Origin of the sequence: Cobetia sp. MM1IDA2H-1, from assembly GCF_002916775.2 — a bacterium.
GTDB lineage: Bacteria > Pseudomonadota > Gammaproteobacteria > Pseudomonadales > Halomonadaceae > Cobetia > Cobetia marina.
Window position 1 is genome coordinate 742,694 of sequence record NZ_CM133225.1, and the last position, 25,154, is coordinate 767,847.

General features: G+C 63.1%; 18 protein-coding genes and 6 tRNA genes. 10 read left to right on the forward strand and 14 right to left on the reverse strand.

What is annotated here, in order from left to right; genetic code table 11:
- Positions 1 to 7: 7 nt before the first annotated feature.
- The 3 genes from betA to betI form a co-directional block, all read right to left on the reverse strand.
- The gene (betA, locus tag BOH68_RS03150) at positions 8 to 1,723 is read right to left on the reverse strand and encodes a choline dehydrogenase (protein ID WP_077371454.1); all 1,716 of its coding nucleotides are present in this window, start codon (positions 1,721 to 1,723) and stop codon (positions 8 to 10) included.
- A gap of 370 nt (positions 1,724 to 2,093) precedes the next feature.
- Positions 2,094 to 3,575, reverse strand: coding sequence for a betaine-aldehyde dehydrogenase (gene betB / locus BOH68_RS03155; protein WP_077371457.1), 1,482 nt, complete (start codon positions 3,573 to 3,575; stop codon positions 2,094 to 2,096).
- Between the two features lie 88 nt (positions 3,576 to 3,663).
- Positions 3,664 to 4,326, reverse strand: coding sequence for a transcriptional regulator BetI (gene betI / locus BOH68_RS03160; protein ID WP_077371460.1), 663 nt, complete (start codon positions 4,324 to 4,326; stop codon positions 3,664 to 3,666).
- 494 nt (positions 4,327 to 4,820) lie between these two features.
- Here betI and BOH68_RS03165 point away from each other — a divergent pair, with 494 nt between their 5' ends.
- The 5 genes from BOH68_RS03165 to BOH68_RS03185 all read left to right on the forward strand — a co-directional run bounded on the left by BOH68_RS03165 (position 4,821) and on the right by BOH68_RS03185 (position 6,514).
- Complete coding sequence (locus BOH68_RS03165) at positions 4,821 to 5,774, forward strand: choline ABC transporter substrate-binding protein (RefSeq protein ID WP_077371462.1); 954 nt, start codon at positions 4,821 to 4,823, stop codon at positions 5,772 to 5,774.
- 86 nt (positions 5,775 to 5,860) lie between these two features.
- A tRNA-Met gene (locus BOH68_RS03170) sits at positions 5,861 to 5,937 on the forward strand.
- A gap of 174 nt (positions 5,938 to 6,111) precedes the next feature.
- A tRNA-Asn gene (locus BOH68_RS03175) sits at positions 6,112 to 6,187 on the forward strand.
- 78 nt (positions 6,188 to 6,265) lie between these two features.
- Positions 6,266 to 6,341, forward strand: a tRNA-Asn gene (locus BOH68_RS03180).
- Between the two features lie 97 nt (positions 6,342 to 6,438).
- Positions 6,439 to 6,514, forward strand: a tRNA-Asn gene (locus BOH68_RS03185).
- Between the two features lie 466 nt (positions 6,515 to 6,980).
- On the opposite strand, the gene BOH68_RS03190 is transcribed toward BOH68_RS03185, so the two are convergent.
- A complete protein-coding gene (locus tag BOH68_RS03190) occupies positions 6,981 to 9,080 on the reverse strand; it encodes a carboxy terminal-processing peptidase (RefSeq protein WP_077371465.1) in 2,100 nt (699 codons plus the stop codon).
- A gap of 294 nt (positions 9,081 to 9,374) precedes the next feature.
- Between BOH68_RS03190 and BOH68_RS03195 the strand changes: the two genes are divergently transcribed.
- The gene (locus BOH68_RS03195; protein ID WP_077371469.1) at positions 9,375 to 10,703 is read left to right on the forward strand and encodes a M18 family aminopeptidase; all 1,329 of its coding nucleotides are present in this window, start codon (positions 9,375 to 9,377) and stop codon (positions 10,701 to 10,703) included.
- A gap of 253 nt (positions 10,704 to 10,956) precedes the next feature.
- On the opposite strand, the gene BOH68_RS03200 is transcribed toward BOH68_RS03195, so the two are convergent.
- Together BOH68_RS03200 and BOH68_RS03205 are read right to left on the reverse strand one after the other, a co-directional pair.
- A tRNA-Met gene (locus BOH68_RS03200) sits at positions 10,957 to 11,033 on the reverse strand.
- Between the two features lie 81 nt (positions 11,034 to 11,114).
- On the reverse strand, positions 11,115 to 12,449 hold the full coding sequence (locus BOH68_RS03205; protein ID WP_077371472.1) for a D-amino acid dehydrogenase: 1,335 nt from the start codon (positions 12,447 to 12,449) through the stop codon (positions 11,115 to 11,117).
- Between the two features lie 153 nt (positions 12,450 to 12,602).
- On the opposite strand from BOH68_RS03205, the gene BOH68_RS03210 reads away from it, so the two are divergent.
- Positions 12,603 to 13,562 (forward strand): LysR family transcriptional regulator, encoded by a 960-nt coding sequence (locus BOH68_RS03210; RefSeq protein WP_170877339.1) that lies wholly within the window; start codon positions 12,603 to 12,605, stop codon positions 13,560 to 13,562.
- A gap of 104 nt (positions 13,563 to 13,666) precedes the next feature.
- Here the strand turns inward: BOH68_RS03210 and ychF are convergent, their stop codons facing one another.
- From ychF to BOH68_RS03250, 8 genes are all read right to left on the reverse strand, one after another.
- On the reverse strand, positions 13,667 to 14,758 hold the full coding sequence (ychF, locus tag BOH68_RS03215) for a redox-regulated ATPase YchF (protein WP_077371478.1): 1,092 nt from the start codon (positions 14,756 to 14,758) through the stop codon (positions 13,667 to 13,669).
- Positions 14,759 to 15,056: 298 nt separating this feature from the next.
- Complete coding sequence (gene pth, locus BOH68_RS03220; protein WP_077371481.1) at positions 15,057 to 15,641, reverse strand: aminoacyl-tRNA hydrolase; 585 nt, start codon at positions 15,639 to 15,641, stop codon at positions 15,057 to 15,059.
- A 31-nt stretch (positions 15,642 to 15,672) separates the two neighbouring features.
- Complete coding sequence (locus BOH68_RS03225) at positions 15,673 to 16,305, reverse strand: 50S ribosomal protein L25/general stress protein Ctc (protein ID WP_077371484.1); 633 nt, start codon at positions 16,303 to 16,305, stop codon at positions 15,673 to 15,675.
- A 179-nt stretch (positions 16,306 to 16,484) separates the two neighbouring features.
- Positions 16,485 to 17,414 (reverse strand): ribose-phosphate pyrophosphokinase, encoded by a 930-nt coding sequence (locus BOH68_RS03230; protein ID WP_077371487.1) that lies wholly within the window; start codon positions 17,412 to 17,414, stop codon positions 16,485 to 16,487.
- An 84-nt stretch (positions 17,415 to 17,498) separates the two neighbouring features.
- Positions 17,499 to 17,573, reverse strand: a tRNA-Gln gene (locus BOH68_RS03235).
- A gap of 29 nt (positions 17,574 to 17,602) precedes the next feature.
- Positions 17,603 to 18,481: a 4-(cytidine 5'-diphospho)-2-C-methyl-D-erythritol kinase gene (ispE, locus tag BOH68_RS03240; RefSeq protein ID WP_103751362.1), complete on the reverse strand. Its 879-nt coding sequence runs from the start codon at positions 18,479 to 18,481 to the stop codon at positions 17,603 to 17,605.
- Between the two features lie 68 nt (positions 18,482 to 18,549).
- Positions 18,550 to 19,224 (reverse strand): lipoprotein insertase outer membrane protein LolB, encoded by a 675-nt coding sequence (gene lolB, locus BOH68_RS03245; protein WP_077371490.1) that lies wholly within the window; start codon positions 19,222 to 19,224, stop codon positions 18,550 to 18,552.
- Between the two features lie 111 nt (positions 19,225 to 19,335).
- Positions 19,336 to 21,219: a tetratricopeptide repeat protein gene (locus BOH68_RS03250; protein WP_077371493.1), complete on the reverse strand. Its 1,884-nt coding sequence runs from the start codon at positions 21,217 to 21,219 to the stop codon at positions 19,336 to 19,338.
- 529 nt (positions 21,220 to 21,748) lie between these two features.
- On the opposite strand from BOH68_RS03250, the gene hemA reads away from it, so the two are divergent.
- The 3 genes from hemA to prmC are packed head-to-tail and all read left to right on the forward strand — an operon-like array spanning position 21,749 to position 24,952.
- On the forward strand, positions 21,749 to 23,020 hold the full coding sequence (gene hemA / locus BOH68_RS03255) for a glutamyl-tRNA reductase (RefSeq protein ID WP_077371496.1): 1,272 nt from the start codon (positions 21,749 to 21,751) through the stop codon (positions 23,018 to 23,020).
- A complete protein-coding gene (gene prfA, locus BOH68_RS03260; RefSeq protein WP_077371499.1) occupies positions 23,017 to 24,102 on the forward strand; it encodes a peptide chain release factor 1 in 1,086 nt (361 codons plus the stop codon). The genes hemA and prfA overlap by 4 nt, the downstream gene beginning before the upstream one ends.
- 1 nt (position 24,103) lies before the next feature.
- Positions 24,104 to 24,952: a peptide chain release factor N(5)-glutamine methyltransferase gene (prmC, locus tag BOH68_RS03265; RefSeq protein ID WP_077371502.1), complete on the forward strand. Its 849-nt coding sequence runs from the start codon at positions 24,104 to 24,106 to the stop codon at positions 24,950 to 24,952.
- Positions 24,953 to 25,154: the final 202 nt, after the last annotated feature.

The following is a 25,154-nucleotide window of genomic DNA, read 5'->3' on the forward strand; positions in this document are numbered from 1 at the left end:
CGCGGGATCAGCCGTTGATCGGCGCGGAATCGATCTGGCGCTTGGCGGGCTGCTTGGCCGGTGTGCCCGGCTCGACCACGAAGTAGTCGGCGTCGGACGGCGGCAGCGGAGCACGGCCCCGAATCTTGTCGGCCATCTTCTCCGCCAGCATGATCGTCGGTGCGTTCAGGTTGCCGGTGGGGATGACCGGGAACAGCGAGGCGTCCACGACGCGCAGGTTGTCGAGACCATGCACGCGACCGGCACCATCGACCACGGAGGTCGCGTCACTGCCCATGCGACAGCTGCCGCACGGGTGGTAGGCCGTCTCGGCATGATTGCGTACGTACTCGTCGAGCTGCTCGTCCGTCTGGACATCAGCGCCCGGCGCCAGTTCGCGGCCACGGTAATCGTCCAGTGCCGGCTGAGCGATGATCTCGCGAGTCAGGCGAATGGCGGCGCGGAACTCTTCCCAGTCACGCTCCTCGGCCATGTAGTTGAAGAAGATCGAGGGCGCGGCCTTGGGGTCCAGTGAGGTCAGTCGGACACGGCCCTTGCTCTGGGAGCGCATGGAACCGACGTGTGCCTGGAAGCCGTGGCCCTGCACCGCACTCTTGCCGTTGTAGCTGATCGCGATCGGCAGGAAGTGATACTGCAGGTTCGGCCAGGCCTCGTTGGCATCGCTGCGAATGAAGCCGGCAGCCTCGAACTGGTTGCTGGCACCCACACCAGTCCCCTTGAGCATCCACTCCAGGCCGATGGGCGGCTGGTTGTACCACTTGAGGGACGGGTAGAGCGAGATCGGCTTGGTGCACTCGTACTGGATGTAGAGCTCGAGGTGATCCTGCAGGTTCTCCCCCACACCCGGCAGGTGGTGCACCATCTTCACGCCCAGCGGCTCGAGGTGCTCACGGTTGCCGACGCCGGAGCGCTGAAGGATCTGCGGCGAGGCGATGGCGCCAGCACACAGCAGCACTTCCTTGCGTGCGCGTACGCGGTGGTCCTGTCCCTTGCGCTCATATTTCACGCCGACCGCTGTCTTGCCCTCGAACAGGATGACATCGGTGGTGGCGCGCGTCTCGATGGTCACGTTGGCGCGCTTCTTGGCGGTATCCAGATAGCCGCGGGCGGTGGAGGCGCGACGGCCTTCCTTGGTCACGAAGCGGTCCATCGGGCCGAAGCCTTCCTGCTGATAGCCGTTGACGTCTTCGGTGGCCGGATAGCCCGCCTCGATGCCTGCCGCGATGAAGGCGTGATAGAGCTCGTTGTTGCCTTCCTTGGGAGTCGTGACCGAGACCGGCCCATCGCCGCCGTGGTAGTCGTTGGGGCCGATATCGCGCGTCTCGCACTTGCGGAAGTAGGGCAGGCACTCACGATAGTTCCAGTCAGCCAGGATGGGATCCTTGGCCCAGTTGTCGTAATCCAGCGCATTGCCACGGATGTAGCACATGCCATTGATCAACGAGGAGCCTCCCAGTCCCTTGCCGCGGCCACATTCCATGCGGCGATTGTTCATGTGCGGCTCGGGGTCGGTCTTGAAGTCCCAGTTGTAGCGCTGGCCCTGCAGGGGATACGCCAGTGCGGCAGGCATCTGGGTACGGAAATCGAAACGGTGGTCACGGCCGCCCGCTTCCAGCAGCAGGACACTGACGTCAGCGTCTTCGCTGAGGCGAGTGGCCAGCACGTTGCCGGCGCTGCCGGCACCGATGATGACGTAGTCGTATTCACGCTCGAATTGGCTCATGAAATCTCCTTTCGTATCAGATGCCACATGCGGGCGCAGGACGCCCCGTCGACGACGAGGGGTGGCCACTGCCGGGCGGATGGATACGGTGATGTGTCTGTGAGGAGCCGTCGGGGCAGCGCATGGCAAGTGGTATGCCATCACTGTCAGCGACTCGTCGGGATTCGTGCACTGCCAGCGCCGAAGTCATGAGTGGCGTGGCGTGCTGGCCGGCACGACGAGGGGTCGTCATGCCGGCGGGTGGGGCATCTGGCGCTATCTTCAGTGCATCAACTCACTGCAGCGGATCAGTGGATCAAGTGTCCTGATCCCGCATCCTGCGCCAGACGATGCTGCTGTCGTCGATTCAGGCCTCATGGCCTCTGGTGGCTCAGAAGGCGGACTCGAACGGCCCCATCTCGATCAGCACGGACTTGGTCTGAGTGTAGTGGGACAGCGTCTCGACACCATTCTCGCGACCGATGCCTGACTGCTTGTAGCCGCCGACCGGCATCTCGGACGGGGACTCGCCCCAGGTGTTGACCCAGCAGATGCCGGCTTCGAGCTGGTGGATCACGCGGTGCGCGCGGTTCAGGTTCTCGGTGAACAGGCCAGCCGCCAGGCCATAGGTGGTGTCGTTGGCGCGGCGGATGACTTCCTCTTCACTGTCGAAGGACAGGATGGACATCACCGGACCGAAGATCTCTTCCTGCACGATGCGCATGTCATCGCTGCAGTCGGTGTAGACGGTCGGCGCGACCCAGGCGCCCTTGGCGAAGTCGCCTTCGCTCATGCGCTCGCCGCCGACCAGCAGACGTGCGCCGTCCTGCTTGGCGATCTCCAGGTAGGAGACGACCTTTTCCAGGTGCTCGAAGCTGACCAGCGGACCGAAGGTGGTGGCGTGATCCTGCGGGTCACCGGCCTTGATACGTGCGACGCGCTCGACGATCTTGGCCTCGAAGGCGTCCTTGACGCTGGCTTCGACGAAGACGCGGGTGCCGTTGGTGCACACCTGACCGGAGCTGTAGAAGTTGGCCATCATGGCGCCGTCGGCAGCACGGTCGAGGTCGGAATCCGCGAACACCAGCAGCGGGGACTTGCCGCCCAGCTCCATGGTGACTTCCTTGAGGCTGGAAGAGGCGGACGCGGACATGACCTTCTTGCCGGTGCCGGCTTCGCCGGTGAAGGAGATCTTGGCGATATCCGGGTGCTCGGTGAGCATCACGCCGACGCGGGCATCGCCCTGCACGACGTTGAACACGCCGTCCGGCAGGCCGGCTTCGGTGAAGATCTCGGCAAGCTTCAGTGCGCTCAGCGGCGTGACTTCGCTGGGCTTGAAGACCATGGCGTTGCCGGCGGCGAGTGCCGGGGCAGACTTCCAGCAGGCGATCTGGATCGGGTAGTTCCAGGCACCGATGGCACCGATGACACCCAGCGGTTCCTTGCGGGTGTAGACGAAGGCTTCCTGGCGCAGCGGCACCTGGGTGCCTTCGATGGCCGGCGCGAGGCCTGCATAGTATTCCAGTGCATCGGCACCGGTGACGATGTCGACCACTTCGGTCTCGGACAGCGGCTTGCCGGTGTCCAATGTCTCGAGCAGTGCCAGCTCGTCATTGCGCTCGCGCAGCAGGTCGACGGCGCGACGCAGGATGCGCGAACGCTCCATGCCGCTCATCGCGGCCCACACCTTCTGGCCCTGCAGGGCGCTTTCGACGGCGGCATCCACGTCCGCGCCACTGGCCTGCTGTACCTGGGCGATGACGTCGCCGGTGGCCGGGTTGACGGTCTCGAAGGTTTCGCCAGAGGTCGCGTCAACGCGACGACCATTGATGTACAGGGTCTGGGTCGGGAAGCTTGCGTTGCTGTTGGCCATGCTTGCGCTCCTGTTCAGGGATCAGAAAAGGTGGAGAGTCGTAGAGTACCGGTGGGTTCAAGCGTCCGAGCGGGGGAGGCTGTTGCGCTCAGGCATGCTCGGCAGGCACCGGGTGCGTCATGTCAGACGCTTGTGCATCTGCTGCTGGCGTGGAGACGTCAGCGGCGTGTTGCGCCAGCTGGTATTCCACATATTCATAGGCCAGACGCCGGGCTCGCTCGACGTCCAGTCCCTCGGGGTCCAGCGCGCCACGCAACCACAGGCCGTCGATCAAGGCGGCGAGCCCTGCCGCCGCATCGCGTGCCTCCACCAGCGGCATCACGCGACGGAAGATGGCCGACAGATTGGAGACCAGACGACGGTCATTGACCTTCTGCAGGCGCTCCAGCGGTGTGCGGTGCATGCTGGAGGCCCAGAAGGCCAACCAGGTCTTGGAGACGCTCTGACTGACCTGGCTGCGATCGAAGTTGCCATCGATCACGGCGTGCAGGTGACTGCGGACGTCGTTCGAGGCGATCTCGGCGCGTCGCTCACTGACGGCTCTGCGCAGGTCGGTGAGGATCTGGCGCATCGTGGCCTCCATCAGGCCATCCTTGCCGCCGAAGTAGTGACTGATGATGCCGGCGGAGACGCCCGCATGCCGTGCGATCCGTGCAACGGTGGCGTCGGCCAGTCCTGCCTCATCGATGGCTTGCATGGTGGCCAGAATCAATTGGCGGCGACGAATGGGCTCCATTCCCACTTTCGGCATCAGCTTGCTCTCCCGTCAGGTGGCGTATCGGTGAAACTCGCGTAATCTTGGTACTGGTAGACGCCAAGGATACGCGGTTGTCACCGCATTGCTGAATCCGGCGTTCAATCGGGATTCGGCTCGATCTTGTCGTGACTCGAGTTTTATTGAACGTTCAATTAATAAAAAGTGTAGAGACAGAAAGGTGATGCGTCAAGTTGCATAATTCGTGGTTATTGAAAGCCAGGCTTGGTAGAACTATAGAGAACGCCAGAGGGCACAAGGCGTCCTAGCAAGGGCTGTGAAGGTGCTCACGAGGTGCCTCGTACGTCTGGCCCGGCAGCTCGTCAGAGACAGGCAGCTTCTCAACGACAGCATGGGAGCTTGTCGTGATGAGAGCGTGTCATGAGTGGCGCCTCCCGCGGGCTGTCACTTGTCGCCGGGCCGGGTGGGGATCAATGACACGTGTGATTGACGGACATGTACTGCTCATATAACAAAGAGAAGGGACAAGCATGAAATCATCATCAGGTTTTGCCGCATTGCCGCTGGGACTGGCCATGGGGATGCTGCTGGCACCCCAGGCGCACGCCGAGGTATCAGAGGAGTGCAGTACGGTGCGCTTCGCTGAGGTGGGGTGGACGGACATCACTGCCACCACGGCGCTGACGCGCAGTGTCCTGGAAGGTTTGGGGTACGAGACGACCTCCGACACGATCTCCGTGCCGATCGCCTATGCCGGCATGAAGAACGATGACTTCGATGTCTTCCTGGGGAACTGGATGCCGTCGATGGCTTCCATCAGTGACCCCTATATCGACAAGGGGCAGGTAGAGCGACCGCGTGCGAATCTGCAAGGGGCCAAGTACACCCTGGCGGTGCCCCAGTACGTGCTGGATGCCGGCGTGACCTCGGTGGCGGATCTTGCCGACAACCTCGAGAAGTTCGATGGGCGCATCTACGGCATCGAGGCAGGCAATGATGGCAACATGATCATCGCCGACATGATCGATGACGATGCCTTCGGTCTGGGCGCCTTCGAGATGATCGATTCTTCCGAAGCCGGCATGCTGGCGGAAGTGAAGTCGAAGATCGCGGCCAAGGAGTGGGTCGTCTTCCTCGGCTGGGAGCCGCACCCCATGAACACTCGCTTCGAGATGGGATATCTGGAAGGCGCGGATGACTACTTCGGGCCGAACCTGGGCGGAGCGACGGTCTACACCAATACCCGCGCGGGATATAGTGAGGCGTGTTCCAATGTCGGTGCGCTGCTGGCCAATCTCGAGTTCAGCCTGGAGATGGAAAATCAGATCATGGGCGAGATCATGGATGAGGGTGCCGATCCGGATGAGGCAGCAGCAGACTGGCTCAAGCAGAACCCCAGCGTGCTGAAGGCATGGCTTGAAGGTGTCGAGACCACCCAGGGAGAACCTGGCCTGCCTGCCGTCAAGGCCTCGCTGGGCATCTGAGCATCCCGTTGACTCACTTTGATGGGCAATTGCAAAAAAGTGCTTGCAATTCAGCAGCCTGACCTGCAATATACGCCTCGTCGTGTGGCTACATAGCTCAGCTGGTTAGAGCACATCACTCATAATGATGGGGTCCCCTGTTCAAATCAGGGTGTAGCCACCAGTGATTCCAAGGCCTGCATCCGTGCGGGCCTTGTCACATCTGGATGTCGCCATGTGCGCTTTCGGAGGTGGATTCGGCAGAAGGAATCGAGCGAGTTCTGCGGTAGGTTGAATGCCCGAAGGTGGTTGACGCCATTGAGTATTTCCGTATAATTCGTCGCGTGTTCAAGGTTGTTCCTCGATAGCTCAGTTGGTAGAGCAAATGACTGTTAATCATTGGGTCACAGGTTCGAGTCCTGTTCGAGGAGCCAATAGCACACGCAGCATGCTTGAAATGTCAGTCTGACAGCATCCATGATGATGTCGCTGACAGATGGATTTCCGGTCGTTCCTCGATAGCTCAGTTGGTAGAGCAAATGACTGTTAATCATTGGGTCACAGGTTCGAGTCCTGTTCGAGGAGCCAATCCCAGGCTTCCTGCCAATGCCGGAAATGACGCTGGTAGATGAGAATCTCATCGTCAGCTTCGATATCGCCCTGATATCGATCGATATTTCGTTGTTCCTCGATAGCTCAGTTGGTAGAGCAAATGACTGTTAATCATTGGGTCACAGGTTCGAGTCCTGTTCGAGGAGCCAATATCACATCCCGTATCTCCCCCTCTTGCCAGCCGATCGTTCGAGATCCCGCCTGCCTCTCGTCAGAATGACGTGATTCTGCGCTGATGATGTCTCACTCCTGCAGTCTTCGCTGCCGCCTTTCTGTGTCTGCCTGCTTTCCTGTGTCTGCCCGCTTCCTTGCTGGTTGCTCTCTCTGCTATTCGTTTCAGCTTGCCCTCGCGTGCCGAGCGCCGGTGCGTCGACTCGCCGGTGCTGTCGATTCGCCGGTGCGTCGACTCGCCTGTTCGTTGCTCGTCTGTCTTTGCTGGCGCCTGTTTCTCCCGAGGGCCGTCTCGCCCGGGGCGTGGCGCATGGCGTTGAATATCGCCCGTGCGTGTCGGTGACGCCTGCACCAGGCATGAAAAAGCCCCTGCACTCGGATCTGACATGAGGGCAGGGGCCTTGCAACCGCGATGTGCCGGCGCGTCAGCGACGACGAGAGAGTTCAGCGATCGCCATTGAGATGGGCGTAATCGAGCAGGATCTCGGCGCTTTCCTGGAGCTGAGCCTGATCGATGGGATCCTCGGCTGGCTCGTCGGTGCTGTCCTGCGTCTCGATCTCCTGCTGCAGGTCACTTTCTGCCGATGCGATGTGATCGCTGGCGGCATCAAGTTCGGCGAAGCTCGATAGTGGCTCCATGCCCAGTGCTCGGCGGCGCTTGTTTTCCAGTGCCAGTTGCTCGGCTTCCTGGGCATCCATCTCGCGCTTGCGCTGCTCACGATTGAGGCTGATGCTGGTCTGCTGGGCACGCAGTGCCTTTGACAGCGCGACTTCGCTCTGCAGGTAGACGAAGTTGGGCTCCTGTTCGACACGGCTCTCGTGGCGGGCACGCAGGGCCGCCAGGTAGCGGGCCGGTTCCCCATAGCGACGATACTTCACCGGGCGAACCTGGTCCCATGGCAGGGCGTAGTCGAGGCTCGATTCGCCGATTTCCTTCGGGTCGATGATGCTGGGGAAGGCGATGTCCGGCTTGACGCCCTTGTTCTGGGTGGAGTCACCGGAGATGCGATAGAACTTGGCGCGGGTCAGCTTGATTTCACCTTGTGTCAGCGAGGAGATCGTCTGCACGGTGCCCTTGCCGAAGGTCTGGCTGCCGATGACCGGGCCGCGGCCATAATCCTGGATGGCGCCGGCAAAGATCTCGGAGGCCGAGGCCGAAAGGCGGTTGACCAGGACGGCCAGCGGACCATCGTAGTGGGTGCCGGCATCGGTATCGCCATACAGGCTGATGCGTCCGCGGGCATCACGTACCTGCACGGTGGGGCCGCGGTCGATGAACAGGCCGATCATCGAATTGGCCTCCTGCAGGGCGCCGCCGCCATTGTTGCGCAGATCCAGGATGATGCCTTCCACCTGCTTGGCCTTCAGCTCATCGATGAGGCGCGCCACGTCACGTGTGGTGCTGCGATAGTCATCTTCGCCGGCCTGCCAGGCATCGAAGTCGACATAGAAGGCAGGGACGTGAATCACGCCGATCCTGTGCACGCCATCATTGCGCTTGACGTCGACGACCTTGGCGTTGGCAGCCTGGTCTTCCAGCTTGACGGTGTCGCGGGTGATGTCCACTTCCCGTGTCTTGGTGACATCCAGGGACTGGGCCGGGATGACTTCAAGGCGCACGACGGAGCCCTTGGGGCCACGGATCAGGTCCACGACATCGTCAAGGCGCATGCCGACCACGTTGGTCCATTCGCCATCCCCCTGACCAACGGCCACGATGCGGTCCGCCGGCTTGAGCTCCCCGTCCTTCTCGGCCGGGCCGCCCGGTACCAGGCTTGAGACCTTGACGTACTCGCCTTCGGATTGAAGCAGGGCGCCGATGCCATCGAGTGACAGCTTCATCTGGATATCGAAGGATTCGCCCTGGCGTGGGGAGAAGTATTCGCTGTGCGGATCGATGCTGCCGGTGACGGCGTGCATGATCAGGGTCAGGATGTCTTCGTCGTTGGTCTGCTCGATGCGCTTGAGCTGGTTGGCATAGCGCTCGCTGAGCGTCTTGGCGATGTCCTCGTCGCTCTTGTCGGACAGCGACATCGACAGCCAGGCGTTCTTGAGTCGCTTGCGCCACAGCTCATCAAGCTCCTGCTCGCTGTCGGCCCAGGGGCTTTCCGCACGATCGAGTGCGAGTCGATCATCGCGGGTGAAATCGAAGCTCGGCTTGCCGTCCAGCGTCTTCACCAGCCATTCGAGGCGTGAGGTGAGGCGCTGCTGGTAGCGGGCATGCAGGGCGTAGAGGCGCTCGAGATCACCGTCGAGCATGGCGTCATCGAAGTCGTGGCGAAGATCACTGAACTCGGTGATATCCGAGTCCAGCAGATAGGCTTTCTGGGGGTCGAGTGTCTTGAGATATTGCGTGAATGCCTGGGTAGCCCATTGGTCATCCAGCGTGACATCTTCGTAATGCCCGTAACGCAATGATTCGGCAACTTCGCGAGCAGCCTGTGCATCGGCGTCAGTAGGGGTGACCGCGGCGCTGGCGGGGCCGGCCATGGCGAGACACAAGGCAAGGCATGCCGTGCGCCGGACGTTTGCAAACAGGCTCATCAATGAAGCACTCCCGATTCATGTACACTCTGCTCCCTGAGCGACCTCTCCGCGGAGAGGTCGAGCGGGCATTGTAGCAGCCTCCCGCGTCCGCGACAGTTGCCTGTCGTTGATCGGCGGGGCTTGCGGTATGGCGTGTCAGCGCTGCCTGGCGTGATCGGTCCTGCGGGACCTGCGCGGCTGACGAGAGCTGGCGGGTCGATCACCACCGCAAGGGAGGAGTCGTTTCGCTCTATCCATCATGTTTCTTCTTATACAGTGCCTTGCATTCATCTTCGAGGACTTGACGCTATCATGACTTACGCGATTGCGGATTCCCGCGTTCCAGCACTGCTTGAATTCCTGAATGTCTCTCCGACTCCCTGGCATGCCACGGCGACCATGGCGGCTCGCCTGGAGCGCGAAGGCTATCGCCGACTCGAGGAAACCGAAAGCTGGAAGTTGTCGCCCGGTGAACGGGCTTTCGTGACGCGCAATGATTCCTCGCTGATCGCCTTTCAGCTTCCTCGGGGTAATACGCAGCTCGAGGCAATACGGATGATCGGCGCGCACACGGATTCTCCTTGCCTGCGCCTGAAGCCCAATCCAGCCCAGCTCAGTCAGGGCTGGTTGACCCTGGGGATCGAAACCTACGGTGGCGTGCTGCTGAATACCTGGTTCGATCGCGATCTCGGGCTTGCAGGCCGTGTTCAGGTGCGTCACCAGGATGGCCGTCGCGAGAGTCTGCTGCTGACGGTGATGCGGCCGGTGGCCTGTGTTCCGAGCCTGGCGATTCACCTGGATCGTGACGTCAACAATGGGCGCGCCATCAATGCCCAGACGCAGATGTCCGCCGTGGTCATGCAGCTGGGCGAGGAGGCTGGCACCCCGGCTGAGGCCTTCCATGCGCTGTTGATCGAGCTGCTGGAAGAGCAGCACGGCGTGCGTGTCGCGGAGGTCATCGACTTCGAACTCGGGCTGCATGATCTGCAGCCGGCGGCCCAGGCCGGGCTCAAGGGCGAGCTGGTCGCCAGTGCACGCCTGGACAATCTGCTGTCCTGCTTCGTCGGCCTGGAAGCGTTGCTGGGGGCCGATGGCAGCCAGGGCGCGCTGTTCGTCGCCACGGATCACGAGGAAGTCGGCAGTGCCAGCGCCTGCGGTGCCCAGGGGCCTTTCCTGGCGGATGTGCTCAAGCGCATCAATCACTATGTGGGCTTGGACAACGAAGAAGGTTATCAGTGCCTCGTGCAGCGCTCCTTGATGATCTCCTGTGACAATGCGCATGCCGTCCACCCCAACTTCCCGGACAAGCATGATGCGGGTCATGGCCCGAAACTGAATGCGGGGCCGGTGATCAAGGTCAACGCCAATCAGCGTTATGCCACCAACAGCACCACGGCGGGTCTGTTCCGTGAGCTGTGCCGGGAGCAGGAGGTGCCGGTTCAGACGTTCGTCAGCCGTGCCGACATGGGTTGCGGCAGCACCATCGGGCCGATCACTGCCAGTGAAGTGGGGGTGCCGACCTTGGATGTCGGGCTGCCGCAGTGGGGCATGCACTCGATTCGTGAGACGTCCGGCAGTGCCGATGTGGCGATGCTGATCAAGGTGCTGGTGGCATTCTGCAATCGCGAGCGTCTGGACTGAGCAGAGCTGGACTGGCGAGCACAGTGAAACATTGAAAAATTGAAACATTGAAAGAGGCGGCCTGCGGGCTGCCTCTTTCGGTTCCGGTTCCGGTTTCGGCTCCGGTTTCGGTTCCGGTTCCGGTTCCGGTTCCGGTTCCGGTGTCGATTGTCGGCGGGAGTCACGAGCATGAGCGCAGGCGATGCGAGGGAATGTGAATCCGACGCAACGAAAAAGGCCTGACTGCAAGCAGTCAGGCCTTTCGAATCTTGGTTGGTGGCTACACCCTGATTTGAACAGGGGACCCCATCATTATGAGTGATGTGCTCTAACCAGCTGAGCTATGTAGCCGTCCAACGGAGGCGAATATTACGGATTATCCGTGATGTTGTCAACGCATCAGCCTGAAAAAGTGGCAGGGAATTCATCAGGCTAGCAGCCGAGCTGCTCTGCGAGGTGGTCGGGGAGGGTATCGAGGAGCGTGCCGGGACGGGTCTCGTGCGAGATGGCGCGTGCGATGAGGTCGCCACTGGCGCAGGCCAGCGTGAAGCCCAGGCTGCCATGTCCGACGTTCAGCCACAGGTTGTCCGGTCTGCCCGCTTGCTGGGGGCGGCCCAGGATCGGAGGGCCCTTCGGCGTGCTGGGGCGCAGCCCGGCCCACGGAGTGGCTTGCGAGAAATCGCCGGCGTCGGGGAAGGTCTCACTAGCCAGCTGACGCAGGGCGGCAATGCGCTTCTCGTCCAGCGCAGGATGGAAGCTGTCAGATTCGCGGTGGCCGATATCCACCATGGCCGCGACGCGCAGCTGGCGGGACTTGCGTGTATCCAGATCGGCGTAGACCACCTTGCGCGCGGCATCCGTCACGCTGATGCGCGGGGCCGCTGTCTTTGGGGTGTCAGCTGGCAGTGGCAGCGTGAGGCTGTAGCCCTTGAGCGGTTGCAGAGATAGGCGGATGCCCAGCGGGCGGACCAGTTCGGTGGCGTGATTGCCGGCCGCGATGATCAGCGTATCGACGGCGTGGCGTTCGCGGCGGCCATCGGCGCGGGTGAGTTCGAGGTGCGCGATGCGCCCGTCGTGCGCGCTCAATGGAGCGACGCGGGTGCTGGCGAGGCGTGTATAGCGACCAGAGGCCTGCAGCTTGCGCTCCAGCGCCTGACAGAAGGCATGGCAATCCGCCGTCTCGTCCGAGGCGCTGAAGATTCCGCCCGACAGATGAGCCTGCTGGTGGATAAGCGAGGGCTCCAGTGCGATGCATTGACGTGCATCGAGCACCTGTTGGTCCTGAGGTGCGACGCGTGCGGCGGCGGCCTTGTCGAGCGCTGCGGAGTCGCGATGGATCACCAGCTTGCCGCGTTGCTGCCAGGCGAACTCCTCGAGTGCATCCTGAACTCGCCACTGCGTCATGATCTGTTGGCTGTGCAGTGCCAGGGCGAGCATCTGCGCTGCGCTTGCTCGATGCGTGCGCTGATTGCAGGCGGCCAGAAACTGCGTCATCCAGCGCCATTGCGAGGGGGCAAGCCGCGGGCGCAGCCGCAGCGGTGCCTCATTGCCTGCCAGCAACCACTTGATGGCCTGGAGGGGCACGCCGCTATCGGCCAGTGGCGCCACATAGCGGTAGCTCAACTGGCCGCCATTGGCGTGGCTGGTCTCGCGGGCGACCTCGGCATGGGCATCGATCAGGGTCACGCAGTGTCCCGCTCGGACCAGTGCATGAGCGCTGCTCAGGCCGATCACGCCGCCTCCGATGATGGTCACATGACGTTGCATGGCAGGCTCCTGACGGTATGGGGGAGGCAGATGAGCATGCCTGTCCCGGGGCCGAGCGGCGAATGAAAGATCCTCGCCACGTCATAACCCTCGGTTATGGGGTAGGCTGTCGGCTGGACGTTGAGACAACACGACAGAATGTGGAGATCTTGCATGCGGCTCAGGGATCTGGAGGTCTTTCATGCGGTGTTGCAGGCCGGCAGCGTGACCGGCGCCGCTCGGCTGTTGCATGTTTCCCAGCCGGCCGCGAGCAAGGCGTTGCAGCAGGTGGAGCGGCAGTGGGGGATCGCGCTGTTCACCCGTAGCGCCGGACAGCTGGTGCCCACGGAGGAGGCGCGCAAGCTGGAGGCGGCAAGCCAGGGGATGCTGGGGCAGCTGGATGACGTCAAGCGGCTGGTAGAAGGCTTGCGTTCAGGTGAGGCGCAGTCTCTCAAGGTGGTGGCGACGCCGGCGATCGCCCAGCAGCTGTTGCCGCAGGCGCTGGGGCAATGGCGCCGGCGACATGCTCGAGTCAATTGCGAGCTGGCCACCCAGCACACCCGCGAGATCATCGATGCCCTGCTGCTGCATGAAGTCGATATCGCCTTCACCTTGAGTGCGCCGACGCATCCGGCACTGATGACTCGCGCACTGGCCCGCATGCCCCTGAAGGTATTGGCGCCAGCAGGGTACTGGGCACAGGAGTGTCAGCAGGCACCGATGACGGTGGCGGAGCTTGCCGGTCAGCGTCTGATCGCGCTGGGGGCGCATGATCCGCTGGCGCGACGTCTCGATGGCCTGCTGGCGAGCGAGATGCCGTCACCGTCTGAATCAGGTAACTCGAAAGCACCGTCATCTCCTCGCATCGTGACGCGCGTACAGACCTATCCGCTGGCAGCGGCACTGGTGCAGGCAGGGGAGGGGCTGGCCGTGGTCGATGCCTTGACGGCGCATACCGCCTGTCGGGAGCGTGGCCTGGACGCGCGGACATTGCCTCAGGCCGGCGAGCTGATGCTGAGTGCCGTGTGGCGTCGAGAGGCGGGGAGGGGGCGTCTGGCGCAGTCACTGGCGGACCAGTTGGCGACGCTGGCGGCACAATGGCTGCAGGGCTGTGCTCTTGATGATGGGGCATGACCCATGATGCAGAACGCCCCTGACCTCGTGGGAGATCAGGGGCGTTCCCTGCAGCATCAGGCGCTTTCAGGCTGGCTCACCAGGTACTGACTGCGCCCGAGGCCTCAGACATTGAAGCGGTAGTGCACCACGTCGCCATCCTTGAGGATGTAGTCCTTGCCTTCCAGGCGCCACTTGCCGGCATCCTTGGCGCCTTGCTCGCCCTTGTAGGCGATGAAGTCGTCATAGGAGATGACTTCGGCGCGGATGAAGCCTTTCTGGAAGTCGGTGTGGATGACGCCAGCGCCTTCCGGAGCGGTAGCGCCGATCTTGACGGTCCAGGCACGCACTTCCTTCACGCCAGCGGTGAAGTAGGTCTGCAGGCCCAGCAGTTCATAACCGGCGCGGATCACGCGATCCAGGCCTGGCTCTTCCATGCCCAGCTCGTCGAGGAACATCTCGCGTTCCTCTTCCTCCAGCTCGGCGATCTCGGCTTCGATCTTGTTGCACACCGGCACCACGCTGGCACCTTCATTGGCGGCGATGCCACGCACGATGTCGAGGTAGGGGTTGTTCTCGAAGCCTTCCTCGCTGACGTTGGCGATGTACATGGTCGGCTTGAGGGTCAGGAAGCCGAAGCCACGCAGGATCTTGAGGTCGTCATCGCTGAGACCGAAGCTGCGCAGCGGCTGGCCTTCGGCCAGGTGCGGCTGGATACGCTCCAGCACCGCCTTGGTGGCGATGGCTTCCTTGTCGCCGCCCTTGGCGACACGGGCCAGGCGCTGGATGCTGCGCTCGACGCTGTCGAGGTCGGCCAGGGCCAGCTCGATGTTGATGGTCTCGATATCGGCGGCCGGGTCAACGTGGTTGGCGACGTGGATGACGTTGTCATCCTCGAAGCAGCGCACCACGTGGGCAATGGCATCGGTCTCGCGGATGTTGGCCAGGAACTTGTTGCCCAGACCTTCGCCCTTGGAGGCGCCGGCGACCAGACCTGCGATGTCGACGAATTCCATGGTGGTCGGAATCACCTTCTCCGGCTTGACGATCTCGGCCAGCGCATTCAGGCGAGGGTCAGGCATCGGCACGATACCGGTGTTCGGCTCGATGGTGCAGAAGGGGAAGTTCTCGGCGTCAATGCCCGACTTGGTCAGTGCATTGAAGAGAGTGGACTTGCCGACGTTCGGCAGGCCGACGATGCCGCAATTGAAACCCATGGCGCTAGATCCTGGTGTGACGTGTCGAATGGGGCGTGGCACTGATGACCGTCTCGACCGGCAGGCCCGGAGTGCGAGGGCACGGGCCATGCGAGGAGACGAGGGGACAGGCACGGTGTGAAGTCAGGCGGGAAGTGTAAGGCCTCATGCCGCCGAGGTCATCCATTGGGCGCATGTCGCGCGACAAATGATGCCTTTTGCTGCTGATCGCGTGGCGAGACGCGCACACGCAAGCGAGGTGATGCGCTGAGCGAATCACCGAAATTCGGAGAGGAGTGATGCCGGGTGATGCAGAGGTTCAGTGCTTGAAGGAGTGCAGGCGATTCATGGCCCGTGCCCATTCGCCGCTGAGGGCATCCGGGAGGGTCATGACCACTTCGTCGATGGCGTCATCGATGGCCTGGCGTTCAGCCTTGCCGGGACGCCCGAGCACGAAGTTGGTCACCAGCTTGGCATTGCCGGGGTGGCCGATGCCGATGCGGGCACGATGGAACGACTTGTCGTTGCCCAGTGCGCTGATGATGTCGCGAAGCCCGTTGTGCCCCCCGTGGCCGCCACCCTGCTTGTAGCGGGCGGTGCCGGGGTCGATGTCCAGTTCGTCGTGGGCGACGAGCAGTTCATCCGGGGCGAGCTTGTAGAAGTTGCACAATGCGGCCACGGCCTGACCGCTGCGATTCATGAACGTCGATGGGAACAGCAGATGCAGATCCTGACCGGCGAAGATGATCTTCGCGTACTGGCCATGGAACTTGCGTTCCGGACGCAACGTGGTGTGACCGTGGCGCGCAAGAGCGTCAAGGAGCCAGACGCCGGCGTTGTGACGGGTGTCTTCGTATTCGCTCCCCGGATTACCGAGGCCGATGATCGCTTTCACTCGTGACATGCGTGTCTGGCTCCCTGATCAGAAGGCTGCGTTATTCTGCAGCGGCTTCTTCGCCTTCAGCAGTATCTTCTGCGTCAGCAGAGATGTTCGGACGAGTGACGTTGACCACAGCGGTGTCGTGATCGGCACCGTGAGACAGGGCAACGGACTCGGCGCCTTCCGGCAGAGCGATGTCGGACAGGTGCAGGGTGTGGCCAACTTCCAGCTTGGACACGTCCAGCTCCAGGTATTCCGGCAGGGCTTCCGGCAGGCAGCTGATTTCGACGTCAGTTGCCAGGATGTGCAGGACGCCGTCCTGATCCTTGACGCCGACACAGGCTTCCTGACCAGTGATGTGCAGCGGCACGTTCATGGTCAGTTTGTGGGTCGGGTCGATGCGCAGGAAGTCGATGTGAGTCAGCAGCGGCTTGAACGGGTGACGCTGCAGGTCACGGATGACGACTTTCTCGGCCTTGCCAGCAACATTCAGGGTGATGATGGAGGAGTAGAACGCCTCATCGTCAACCGCCTTGTACAGGCTCGGCTTGTCGACCATGACCGGAGTCGGGGCCTTGTCGGCGCCGTAGACGATTCCCGGCACGAAGTCGTTCGTACGACGCAGGCGGCGGCTCGCACCTTTCCCCAGGTCTTCACGAACTTCAGCATTCAGTTTGAACAGTTTCATTTTGCAGATACCTCAAGGGTCTAATGAGAATCCGGCAGCCCCCGCGACCAGAGCGCTACCGGATCCATGAGGCCGGCCCGGAGATTTCCGGGCCGGCCGCTTGTCGGCAGATGACGGATCATCTGCCGGTGTCAGTGCCTCTTCCCCGAGCAGCGGCGAGCAGGGCCCGCCGACAGGACTCAGTGGAACATGGCGCTGACGGATTCTTCATTGCTGACGCGACGGATCGCCTCGGCGATCAGGCCAGCGACTGTCAGCTGGCGGATCTTGCCGGAACGACGTGCGGTGTCGGACAGCGGGATGGTGTCGGCCACCACCACTTCGTCGAGGACGGAGTTGGTGATGTTGTCGACCGCCGGGCCGGACAGGATCGCGTGGGACGCATAGGCCACGACGCGGTTGGCGCCATGATCCTTGAGTGCCTCGCCCGCCTTGCACAGGGTGCCGGCGGTGTCGATCATGTCATCGACCAGCACGCAGGTGCGGTCCTTGATATCACCGATGATGTTCATCACCTGGGCCTGGTTGGCCTGGGGACGACGCTTGTCGATGATGGCCAGCTCGCAGTTGAGCTGCTTGGCGATGGCACGGGCACGCACCACGCCGCCCACATCCGGGGAGACGACGATCAGGTTGTCATAGTTCTGACGTTCGATGTCGTCGAGCAGGATCGGGGAGCCGTAGACGTTGTCCACCGGCACATCGAAGAAGCCCTGGATCTGGTCGGCATGCAGGTCCATGGTCATGACGCGATTCACGCCAGCCTTGACCATCATGTCCGCGACCACCTTTGCCGAGATCGGCACGCGAGCGGAGCGCACGCGGCGATCCTGACGGGCATAGCCGAAGTACGGCACGACCGCCGTGATGCGCGCCGCTGACGCACGACGCAACGCATCCACCATCAGGATCAGCTCCATCAGGTTGTCGTTGGTCGGTGCGCAGGTGGACTGCATGATGAAGACGTCCTTGCCGCGGACGTTTTCGTTGATTTCTACCGCAATCTCGCCATCGCTGAACTGACCGACGGTTGCGTGGCCCAGGCGGGTATCGAGGGCTTCAGCTACCTTGCGGGCGAGAGCGGGATTGGCATTCCCCGCGAATACCATCAGTTTTGACACGCGCAGCCACCTTTGGAGTCTTGTGGGATCTCGGGAGTGGAGAATTCCGGGTTGACCGGGAACGGCCAGGATTGGCTGGGGTACCAGGATTCGAACCTGGGAATGTCGGTACCAGAAACCGGTGCCTTACCACTTGGCGATACCCCAGCAACGTTCACTTCAACCAGTTGCTGTGCTCAGGCCGAAGCCAGAGCGGCATGAAGAGGGGAGAGATTGCAACCACGTGCCATGAAGGCGTGCCACGTCGGGCGCTCGGAGTCGAGTCGGCCCAGCACCTTGCTGGCCTGTCGTGCGTCATCGAACGCACAGAACACACAGGCGCCGGTGCCCGTCAGTCTGGCGGTGCCGAACTGGTCCAGCCAGTCCAGGGCGTCGGCGACTGCCGGGTACAAAGTGCGCACCACGACTTCGCAGTCGTTGCGGCCCCCCTGCAGTGCGCGCGCCATACTAATCGCGGGACTGGAACGTGTCAATTGCGGGTGGCCAAACACGGCGGGGGTCGCGACCTCGATGCCCGGGTGGATCACCACGAACCACGGGGTGTCCAGCGGGGCAGGTTCCAGTCGCTCACCGATGCCTTCGGCCCAGGCCGAAAAGCCGCGAACGAAGACCGGTACATCGGCCCCCAGAGCCAGTCCGAGCTCGGCCAGGGTGTCCAGGTCGAGCTCAAGTTTCCAGAGGTGGTCCAGCGCCAGCAGCGTGGTGGCCGCATCACTGCTGCCACCGCCCAGGCCACCGCCCATCGGCAGCACCTTCTTCAGCCGGATATCGACACCGGGCAAGTCATTCGAGCTCGCGACCTGGCCGCGTGCGACGGCCGCTTCTCTCAGCAGGCGAGCGGCACGCATGATCAGGTTGGACTCCGCGGGCACGCCTTCGATGGCCGGGGCGAGGTGAATGGCAGCGTCATCACGCAGCGTGAAGTCCAGTCGGTCACCGTGATCCAGAAACTGGAACAGTGTCTGCAGTTCATGATAGCCATCGGCGCGCTGACCGGTGATATGCAGCATGCGGTTGAGCTTGGCCGGTGCCGGCAGAGAAAGTGTCGCGGTCATCGTGTCCGTCATGGATGAGCTGGCCGGAATGCTGGCCGTGGAGAAAGAAGAGAGCGTCGGGGGCACGCTTAGAGTGCCTGCCACTGGTTGACGATCAGGGTGGCGGTCAGATCGCCGTAGTAGAGTTTCATCTTGCGCGGCAGCCACAGTCCTTCGGCGCGGGTCCAATCCTGATAGTCCACCTCCCAGCCATCCTGATAAAGGGTATCGGGGAAGCCGAGGGCGTCACTCTTCAGGTCGTGCTCGCCCTTGGCTGCCACTCCGCGGACCCAGTCATCCAGAGCCCCCAGCGGCAAGGACCAGCCCAGCTGCGAGAGCATCAGGCTTTCGGCGTCCGGTGCCTGGAAGTCGCCGTCGGACGAGGAGAGGCGCACGCCCTCGGCATCACGCACCAGGGTCGTGCGGCCAGCACCCAGTGGGCCGGTGATCAGCATGTGGTAGTCATCGCCCTCCTGCTGCCAGTCAAGATTGGCGCTGTGACCTTCCTCCGGCGTGCGAATGCCGACCTTGCCTGCCAGTTGCCAGTGCGTGAGCGAATCGATCCTGTCGCTCTGCTGCTGCCAGTCACCTTCATTGCGGGTCAGGTCACCGGCGTTGTCGCTGGCCATCTGACTGGCACAGCCGCTCAGGCCCAATGTCATGGCCAGCAGGACTGGCCCCACCAGACGGCGCAACATGGCGAGGGAAAGGTGGCGTGTCCGGGGAGAGGAGAATGATGATAGGGGGAAAGAAGAGGAGGTCATGACGCGAAAGCCTTCCGGATGGCGGAATGAGAGTCGATGGGCAACCGATGGCGCCATCGGCGAGTCAGGATAATGGACTCGCCGATGGACAGAAAGTGCCGGGCTGTCCTGTCAGGGCGCATCCACGACCGGTCGCAGAGCCGGGATGCGCTGGAACAGGGCTTCCAGCTCGCTGGCCTCCTCGAAACGCTCACTGAGCTCGATGGCCAGGCTGCGTGCTTCATCCTGCTGCTCGAGTGACCACAGCACCTCGATGAGGTGTGCGCCTATCTCGGCATCCTGTTGCTGTGCCCAGGCCGCTTCCAGCGGGGGCAATGCCTGGGCGGCATCCCCGGTGAGGAAATACCCCCAGCCGAGGCTGTCGAGGATGGCAGGGTCATTCGGCTTCAGCGCATGGGCGCGCTGAACCAGTTCGAGCGCTTCGGCGCGGCGGTCCGCATCCTCTACCAGCAGGGTGTAGCCCAGAGCGTTGTAGGCGCTGGCATTCTCGGGCTCCAGTGCAATGACCTGACGCAGGTCCTGCTCCATCTCCTCGAGACGCCCGTCATCGAGACGACGAATGCCGCGCAGGAACAGCAGGCTGGCCAGTTCGTTCTCCGTCACGGCAGCGCTTTCGCCGTCACCTTCGCTGCGTGCCCTGGTGAGTGTCTTCTGGCGAGCCTTGATGCTGCCGTCGAGCAGCTCGTCGGCGGCGGCGTAGTGTTCCTGGGCATCCAGCAGGTCGATCTCGAAGCTGAGCAATGTCATGGCGTGACGCGGATGACGCAGGCGCTCGACGGCAAGGAACTGGCGTGCCTCCTCGCTGCGATCATGCTCCACCAGCAGCTGCGCGGCGCGCGCGCGACTTGAGACGTAGCGCTCCCCATCCGGTACCTGTCGGTAATAGAGGATGGCGTTGTCGATCTCACCGCTGGCCTCTGCCGCCAGCCCGAGCAGGGCATAGGCGGCATCCGGGACCGGCGTGTCATCAAGCAACGGCAGCAGCAGACGACGAGCGTCCTCGGGAGAGTCGGCGTCCAGATAGAGGCTGGCCAGTGCCAGACGCAGGCGCGGTGCGTTGGCATGGCGGCTGACAAGGTCATCAATGCGCAGGCGCGCGGCCTCGATGTCACCACCGGCAAGTTCGGTCTGGGCGGCGCTCAGGATCAAGCGACTGTCATTCGGGGCGATGGCCAGGCCACGCTCGGCCGCCTGACGTGAGGCGCTCAGGCGGCCTGCGTCGCGCTCTATCTCGCTGCGAGCCAGCCACACTTCGGCCAGTTCGGGGAACTCGCCTTCCATCGCCATCAGGCGCCTGCGAGCGTCGGACTCATTTCCAAGCGCCGCTTCATAGAGCGCGGCGGCAATTCGCGGGCCCGGTTGCGCGGGATATTGCGCGACATGCTCCAGCAGCCGTGACAGCAGTGATTCCAGATCCGCGCCGGCATCGATGGACTGCTCCGCCAAGGTGGTCACGTTGCCGGTACCGCCGGCGGTCTCTACCGCGAGACGCTGCTCGAGCGCCGTCATCCAGTCGCCGCGCTCCACGGCCAGGCGGGCGCGGATGATGCCCGGCTCGGTCGCGGAATCGTCCAGTTGTTGCCAGCGCTGGGCGGCACGCTCCAGCAGGGCAGGATTGTCGGCGTAGCGAGCGGCCAGCACGGCGCGCCGGGCCAGTTCCGGGTCATCGAAGCGGCGGCTGGCGGCCAGATACCCATCGGCGGCGCTGGGGTAGTCGCCACGCTGGCCGGCAAGCTCCGCGCCCAGCAGCTGATTGAGACTGTTGGCATCCAGGCCGCTGGTGATGGGTGGGGCGGTATCCAGCGGGTCCGGCTGAGAGGCGAAGGGAGCCTGCGTGGCCGGCGACTGGCAGCCGGCCAGACCCAGCAGCACACTGGCCAGCAGGCAGCGTGTCCAGCGGCTGTCGGCCAGCCGTGCCGTGCCCGTCAGGCGCTCGGAAGGGCTCGCGTGGGCCGCCCCGCGAGGGGAGTGTTCAGCGGCAGTCGATACGTGCATGCAACCTCGCAGTCAGCGGTGGAAGGATCTCGGCCAGTCGGCACGTTCCGGCCGGAGTCGCGCCCACGCCGTCATGAAACCCGTAAAAGGTGGCCTGGCAGCGTGTGCCTGCTGGAAATTCCGGCCCGACCTGCGCTCGGCCTCAGCAGCACACCCTGGGGATATTGATCGCTCCAGCATAACGGCTGAAGGCGGACGGGGATAGCATCGGCGGTGCCTGTCATGGAGGCAAGGGCAGCGCCTGTCCGCTCGGCGTTTTCCTGAATCAACATGGCGGACGGGAGGTGATAGCATCAGACTGCCAAACCCATGGAAATTCCTCATCGCTGGCCGCGCCCTGCAGGCTCGCGTGATGTAGGCGCTGTGGTAGAATGAGCACGCTAATTTTACGATTTCAGCCGCTTTGACAAACGAGATCTGCAAGCAGGTGGCCAGGTGCCGGCCCCTTCATTGCGGAGGTTTTCCAAGCGACAGCCGCCTGTCCTCGATGCGAGCCCTGCCGGCCAGACCCTGACGACTGACTGACTCCATGACCCTTCTTGCCCTTGGCATCAATCATCGCACCGCCGCCGTCGATGTCCGCGAGCGCGTTGCCTTCACGCCGACACAGCTCGAGGCTGCGCTGGCCGAGCTGAAGCGTCTGCCGGAAGTTTCCGAGGCGGCGGTGCTCTCGACCTGCAATCGCACGGAACTCTACTGTGTGACAGAGGACGGTGCGCGCTCGGTTCTCGCATGGTTGAGCCGATACCATGGCCTGCCCGCAGAAGAGCTTGAGCGCTGCAGCTATCAACATCTCGGTGAGGAGGCGGTCCGCCACCTGATTCGCGTGGCGGTCGGCCTGGACTCCATGGTGCTGGGCGAGCCGCAGATTCTCGGTCAGCTCAAGGATGCCTATCAGTTCGCCCGCGGTACCGTCGGTCTCGGGGGGGAACTGGAGCAGCTCTTCCAGCATATCTTCCAGGTCGCCAAGCAGGTGCGTACCGAGACGGGAATCGGTGAGAACCCCGTCTCGGTGGCCTATGCCGCGGTCAGCATGGCGAGCCATATCTTCGATGACTTCTCGCGAGCCAATGCACTGCTCATCGGGGCGGGAGACACCATCGAGCTGGTGGCGCGCCACCTCAAGGAAGCGGGCATCGCCAACCTGTGCATCGCCAATCGTACCGTGTCGCGCGCCCAGTCGCTGGCCGATGAGCTGGGTGGCAGTGCCATCGGCTTGGAAGGCATTCCGCATGCCCTCGAGAATGCCGATATCGTGATAGCCTCCACCGCCGCTCAGCTGCCGATCCTCGGCAAGGGCATGGTGGAGCGTGCGCTCAAGAAACGCCGTTACAAGCCGGTCTTCATGGTCGATATCGCCGTGCCGCGCGATATCGAGCCGCAGGTCGGGGATCTCGATGATGTCTTCCTTTATACCGTGGATGATCTGCAGGAAGTCATCGAGGAAAACCGTCGTCATCGCCAGCTGGCGGCTGCCCAGGCCGAAGAGCTGATCCGGCAGGGTGTCAGTGCCTGGCAGCACCGCAAGCGTGTGCGCAGTGGCGGAGAAGTCATCAAGCGTTATCGTAGCCACGGCGAGCAACTGCGTGCAGAGTGCGAGGCACAGGCGCTGGCCGAGCTTGATCAGGGCCGTGACCCGCAGGAAGTCGTGGCGCAACTGGCCCGTCAGTTGGCCAACCGCTTCATGCATCACCCGACCCTGGCGCTGCGTCAGGCGTCAGGCGACGATCGACAGGATATTCTTCAGACGGCGCAGGAGCTGCTGCTCGCGCCGGTTGATTCATCACAGGACCCTTCATGAAAGACAGCCTCATCACCAAGCTCGACACCTTCCATGACCGCTTCGAGGAGATCTCCGCCTTGCTGTCGGAGCCTGAAGTGATCGGGGATCAGGCCCGCTTCCGTGACCTGTCGCGGGAGTATGCCGAGCTTGAGCCATTGATCGAGGCATGGCAGCGCCATCGCGCCTTGAAGGAAGATCGCGAGGCCGCCCTCGGCATGTGCGATGACAGCGACGCCGAGATGCGCGAGATGGCACGTGAGGAAGTCCGCGAGAGCGATGCGGCGCTTGACGTGCTGGAGGCAGAGATTACCCAGCTGTTGATCCCGCGGGACCCGGATGATGGGGCCAACGTCTTCCTCGAAGTGCGTGCCGGCACCGGCGGTGATGAGGCGGCGCTGTTCGCGGGGGACCTGTTCAAGATGTATTCCCGCTACGCCGAGCTCAAGGGCTGGAAGGTCGAGACCGTCAGCGCAAGCCACGGTGAGCATGGTGGCTTCAAGGAAGTCATCGCCCGCGTCAAGGGCGAGGGGGTCTACTCGCGCCTCAAGTTCGAATCCGGTGCGCACCGCGTGCAGCGCGTGCCTGCCACGGAATCCCAGGGCCGCATCCATACGTCCGCCTGTACCGTGGCGGTGATGCCTGAGGCCGATGAGGTCGGGGACATCGACATCAATCCGGCCGACCTGCGAGTGGATACCTACCGCAGTTCCGGGGCCGGGGGGCAGCACGTCAACACCACCGATTCGGCGATTCGCATCACCCACCTGCCCACCGGTGTGGTCGTGGAGTGCCAGGACGAGCGCAGTCAGCACAAGAACCGTGCGCGCGCCATGTCGTTGCTGGCAGCGCGACTCAAGCAGGCCGCGGTGGACAGCCAGGCACAGGCGACTTCCGATGCCCGTCGCAAGCTGGTGGGCTCCGGTGATCGCTCCGAGCGCATCCGCACCTACAACTTCCCCCAAGGACGTCTGACCGATCACCGTATCAATCTGACGCTCTACAAGCTCAATGAAGTGATCGCCGGTCAGCTGGACGAGGTGATCGAGCCGCTGGTCGTCGAATATCAGGCAGACCAGCTGACGGCACTGCAGGAGCAATGAGGTGAGAATCGATGTCACGTTGGCAGCCGCGGCTGCCCGTCTGAGTGAGTCGGGCAGCGAGTCTCCGCGTCTGGATGCCGAGCTGCTGCTGGGAGAGGTGATGGGGCGCGATCGCACCTGGTTCTATACCTGGGGGGATCGCGATCTCGAGTCGGAAGCGGGCGCCGAGGGCGTGGCTCGCTTCGAGGCGCTGCTGGCACGCCGAGCCGAAGGACACCCCGTCGCCCACCTGCTTGGCCGCCGTGAGTTCTATGGCCTGATGCTGCGCTGCTCTCCTGCCACCTTGATTCCGCGCCCGGATACCGAAGTGATGGTGGAGTGCGCGCTGGAGCTGGCCGAGGCGCCCGAAGGCACGCTGCTGGATCTCGGCACCGGCACCGGCGCCATCGCGCTGGCCTTCGCTCGTCATCGTCCGCAGTGGCAGGTGCTGGGGGTCGATCTCATCGAGGAGGCCGTGCAGCTTGCGCGTGACAATGCCGAGCATCTCGCGATTCCCAACGTCGAATTCCGGCGCAGTGACTGGTTCTCCGCCGTTCCCGAGACCGGCTTTGCGCTGGTGACCGCCAATCCGCCTTACCTGGCCGATGATGACCCGCACCTGGCACTGGGTGACGTGCGTTTTGAGCCGCGCTCGGCACTGGTGGCGCGCCAGCAGGGGCTGGCAGACTTCCTGCATCTGATCGAGGCCGCGCCCCGCCATCTGGCCGCGGGCGGTCATCTGATGCTCGAGCATGGCCTGGCCCAGGGCAAGGAAGTGCGCGAGGCGCTGCGCGCCGGTGGTTTTCTGGAAGTGGAAACGCTGGAAGACCTCGGTGGGCGAGAGCGCATCACGCTGGGGCGCATTGGCTGACGCCTCCCCGGCGGGCGGGAATGCAGGCCGGCCCGGACTTGCCAGAGGAAACCCCTGCTTTCAGTGGAGCCTGCGTGGAATCCTCGTCGCAGGCCTGCCTGTGCGGGCGTATCTCCTGTCGGGCGGGTATGGTAGTAATAAGCGATGCATGACTGGAAAGGTCGCCTGATTACCCCCGCGTTCTCGGGTTGCCTGACTGCAC